We start from the raw sequence: 4,248 nt of genomic DNA on the forward strand, positions 1-4,248 counted from the left end.
AGGCACGCCGTGCCGGCGTGCCCCTGGTCTTCGTCGACCCGGCGTACACCAGCCAGACCTGTGCCGAGTGCGGACATGCAGACAAGCGGAACCGGGCCTCTCAGACCCGTTCCCCAGGGCCCGGGCCGGATCCTGAAGGCCGTGGATCGGGTGGAGCGGTTCTCTGGTGGGGACCGGTTGCTCGACGCCGTGCAGCGGGTGATTCAGGCGGCACCGCTGGGCCGGGCCCGCGACGGGCTGCACGGGCGGTGGCTGGGTCACCCGGTGCATCCGTTGCTGGCCCAGGTACCAGTAGGCAGCTGGGGTTCACCTTGGCGGTCAGGCCTGCGACCTTCGGCAGGCCTGCCTCGGTCATCATCAGGGCGTGGATCGCTGATTCGCGCACCCCGCTCGTGTGCTCGATATCGGAGCGGCGGTGCATCACCCAGTCGGCGACAGCCGGCACGAACCACAGGGGCATGACGCCGTACAGCAGGATCCTGCGGTTGGTGTTCTCGACGTCGTCGGCGCCCCGCGGGATGTGCAGGGTGGGACCGGAGCGCCAGCGTTGCCAGCGAGTAAACGCGGAACGGCGAGCAATACGCATGGATGCCGTTCGTCGGTGACGCATGCGGTGCAGGTTCCCGCTCGCTCATCTGGCCTTCGCGGACGCCGGACTGCTAGGACGAGCTCCGGTGAAGGCTCCGCCCGTCGGGACGCCAGCGGCTGCCAAGAGTCAGCGCCCGACTGCCTTACGCAGCTGGTCCTTGTTCATCGAGGAGCGGCCCTCGATGTTCTTCTTCTTGGCCTCTTCGTAGAGCTGGTCCCTGGTGGGGCCCTGCGCACCGCCGCGGGAGCGCTCGCCACCACGCTGCGACGCGGACTTCTTGTCGCCGGTGGAGGTCTTGCTCGCTGTCCTCGACTCCCCCGACCTCGCACGCTCCTTGTTGACCGTCCGCGCGGCGATTTCCTTCGCCCGCCCCGCAGAAGCACCGCGCTTCTGCACGCCCTCCTTGATGTGCTCATACTGACGCTCGCGCTTGGAACTGGATCCTGCTGGCATGACAACTCCCACAGCTAAGAAGGACGGTCCGCTCTCCGAGAAAACGCGTTCCCGCCCCTGTGAAACCCACACGGCAGGAATCCCACCCTCCACTGCACCTGAAGGCTGGACGGGCCGCGACAGCACAAGGCCGATCGAGCGGTGGCGGCGCCGCAGAGCCATCCGCAACCGGGCCGCCGGCGTGCCCCGGCTGGGCAGCAACGAGGACCGCGCGGAGGCATACCGGCAAGGTCACCTGCGCCGGGGACGAGCCGCGCGGCCTGGCCACCCGACCAAACCAGACGCAAGCGCGATACGCACCGACCCCGCAGACAGGAGGAGCAGGGTTCCACTGCTGAGTCTGCGGGGCCGGTGCATGACTCACGTACCCTGCGGTGCGTCCGATAAGCCCGATCCCTCCCAACCGCCGCAATGGGAGCGTCTTTTACACGCCAGTGGGCCCGGCCGTAGCGGACACTGTTGGTAAATGACTGGGCCTTGTGCTGTGTCCCGCCGCGTCAAGCGGTGGGACGCAGTCGTTCGAAGCGAGAGGCGCGGGTTCCGGCGCGAGGTGTGCCGGTGATCCAGGCGTCGAGCCGGGTGAGATTCATCGCGGTGGCGGTGAAGAGGTGTTGGAGGCTTGTCTTCGGCTGGCCGCGGTAGCGGGACCGGCGCAGGCCGAAGGCGCGGACACCCTGCGAGATAGTTCCCTCAATGCCCTGGCGGTGCTGATAGAGGCTCTGCCACTCGGGATCCCGCTGGTCGGCGCGGTTCTTCTGGATCGCGTCGTGCGCGTCCCTCTCCCGCAACATGATCTCCCGGCCCCGGCCGGCCTTCGAGGGAGCGCAGGTCTGCACGTCGGGACAGGGTCGACAGACGAGGGCGGGAAACCGGACCTGGATCACCGGGACGCCGTGCGAAGAGAGGCGGGAACGCCAGCCGTCGGCGACCTGACCGTTGGGACAGGTCACGCGCTTGGCCTGCCAGTCCACCGCGAACGCCTCGGTGGTGAATCTGCTGGATGACTGCGCGGCCCTGTTCTTCTGGATCGGCCCCACCAGCTTGAAGCCCGTCCGCTCGGCGGCCGCCAGTCGTTGGGCGTCAACGTAGTTGGTATCGACCAGGTGGATGACGGGCAGCCTGTCCCGGTCTCGTAGGTCTGCGCGAATGACCTCGGTCATCTTCATGTCGCTCACGGACGCGTCCGTGGTGGCGACATGGGTGATCAAGTTCGGGGCGTCCGGTTCGCATGTCTCGGTCAACTGCAGCACATAGCCAGTCCAGGTGCTGCCCCGCTTGTTGCCGGCTCGGGCGTCTGGATCGTAGGGGGAGAAGGGACGTAACCGGCCCGGCGGAATATTCTTCGCATCGCGCAACGACACCTGCCCCTCGGTGACTTGGAAGTTGTGCACCCAGATGAGCCGCAGGAGCTCGACCGCCTTCAGCGAGCGTGCTCCGGGCGGAGCCTGCGGTGAGAAAATCGCCTCCATCAGCCGCATCCCGTCGACCCCGGCCTGCTGGACCCACTCCCTGCGCTTGCGGACGCCCCGGGGCAGCCTGGACTCCTCCACACGGTGACCGTAACGGTCGAACCAGTCCGGGGAGACCTGCGCGGCCAGCCATTCGGGAAACGCCGTCGCGAGCGCGTTCAAGGCCGCCCGCAGCGTCTCCCCGAGCATCTCCTTGTGGTTGACCGCCCGGATCGCCGCCAGCACGTGCGAGGAGTCGGTCCGCGCTCGCCCCGCTGTCTTCAACAGCCCACGTTCCCTGGCCGCCCAGAGCACCCGCTCGAAGACCTCGTCAGCCATCCGCCCCTTCACCAAGCGGGCGCGGAACTCGCTGAGCACCGAGAAATCGAACCCAGTGGCCGTCAGCTCCAGGCCCAGCGCGTACTTCCAGTCGATCCTGACGCGCACCGCCTCGGCGGCCTGCCGGTCCGACAGTCCCTCGGCGAACTGCAGCACGGTGACCAGCGCCAACACGCCCGGCGAAACCGCCGGCCGACCCCGGTGGGGAAACAGAGCAGCGAATCTGTCACCGCCGAAGACCTCCCCGAACTCGTCGCGCAGCCTCATCGCCAACGTGCCATCCGGACACACCATCCGAGCCACCCGCGCTGTCTCGGCCGGGATCTCACTCAGCCCGCTCTTCCGCAACGACATCGACACCCTCCCCAGACGCCACGTCGGTCTTCACCACCAACAACCAGGTGGTGAAGACTGACGTCACGGCCAGGGCCTAGCCATTTACCAACAGTGTCCGTAGCGGCCGGGCCCACTCATTGCTCAGGCGTCGGGCGCGCTCCTCGCGCCGGGTGCCTTTCGCCTACCAGCGGTACCAGCGGCCCCTACGGCCGCCGCTGTCCGCAGACCGGACGACGAAGCCGAGCAGCCACACGATGAGCACGATCACCGCGATCCACCACAGTGCCCGGACGGCCCCACGCCGGGCAAGAGGGTGCCCAGCGCGGGGCCGGTGGCGGGGCGCGGTCCTAACCGGGACCGGCCGCTCCGCAATGAGGCCGGTGACGCCACCAGGCCGATAGCCAGGGGAGGAAGGTAGGAGTGCATAGCGGTTCCTTCATCAGTGAATGTGAGGTGAGACAGCCCGGCGGGCCATCAGCCGGATCCGAGGCGTGACCGCGCAGGCACAGCCCGGCCGCACTGCAACGCCCAACTACCCGTAAAGGGCGGGGAGTTCGTGCGAGTCACCTTCCGGCGGAACGCACTGTCACCTGCGACAGCGTTAGCAACACAACACACCCCACGCGACGGCAGCCCAAGGCCGTCAGACGGCGGTGCGGCGGGGCGCGCATGACAGCGGCCCGCCCCTGGTAGCGGGACGGGCCGGGTGCCGCGCGGGACCGTAGTGTGCCGAGCCGTGCAGAGAGAGGGCCCCCGGCCGCCCTGAAGGGCAGGGCGGAGACCCGGGGCCGCGTGGTTACTGCGCTAGATGTGCCATCTCACGATGTTGGTGCCACGGTCACGTTCACTGAAGCTGCGCCATCTTGAAGTGGCAGGGCCGTTTTTCGGATTCCAGCCCGCCGTCGCTGATGCCGCGCCTACGGTCCGGCGCATGATGGGCCCCGAGGAGCTGGAGCGGATTGCAGCGCGACGCGCGGAGCTGGACGGACTCTAGTAGTGCTTGGTCAGGTCGGTTGTGGTGGTGCGTGTCCTCTGGGCCCGGTGTGGCGTTGAGTGTGCGTGACTCCGGACGAGATTGCTGTG

At 68.1% G+C, this 4,248-nt stretch carries 2 protein-coding genes and 2 pseudogenes; 1 reads left to right on the plus strand and 3 read right to left on the minus strand.

What is annotated here, in order from left to right; all coding sequences use genetic code 11:
- A pseudogene (locus ACWEN3_RS42450) lies at positions 1-104 on the plus strand (zinc ribbon domain-containing protein); the annotation flags it as partial.
- A gap of 611 nt (positions 105-715) precedes the next feature.
- Here the strand turns inward: ACWEN3_RS42450 and ACWEN3_RS42455 are convergent.
- From ACWEN3_RS42455 to ACWEN3_RS42465, 3 genes and pseudogenes are all read right to left on the minus strand, one after another.
- Positions 716-1,042 (minus strand): plasmid stabilization protein, encoded by a 327-nt coding sequence (locus tag ACWEN3_RS42455; protein ID WP_452982889.1) that lies wholly within the window; start codon positions 1,040-1,042, stop codon positions 716-718.
- 497 nt (positions 1,043-1,539) lie between these two features.
- Positions 1,540-3,183, minus strand: coding sequence for an IS1182 family transposase (locus ACWEN3_RS42460; RefSeq protein ID WP_452982891.1), 1,644 nt, complete (start codon positions 3,181-3,183; stop codon positions 1,540-1,542).
- Between the two features lie 163 nt (positions 3,184-3,346).
- Positions 3,347-3,460: pseudogene (locus ACWEN3_RS42465) on the minus strand (DUF5670 family protein); the annotation flags it as partial.
- Positions 3,461-4,248 lie beyond the last annotated feature (788 nt).

The sequence above is a fragment of the Streptomyces sp. NPDC004561 genome, from assembly GCF_053602155.1.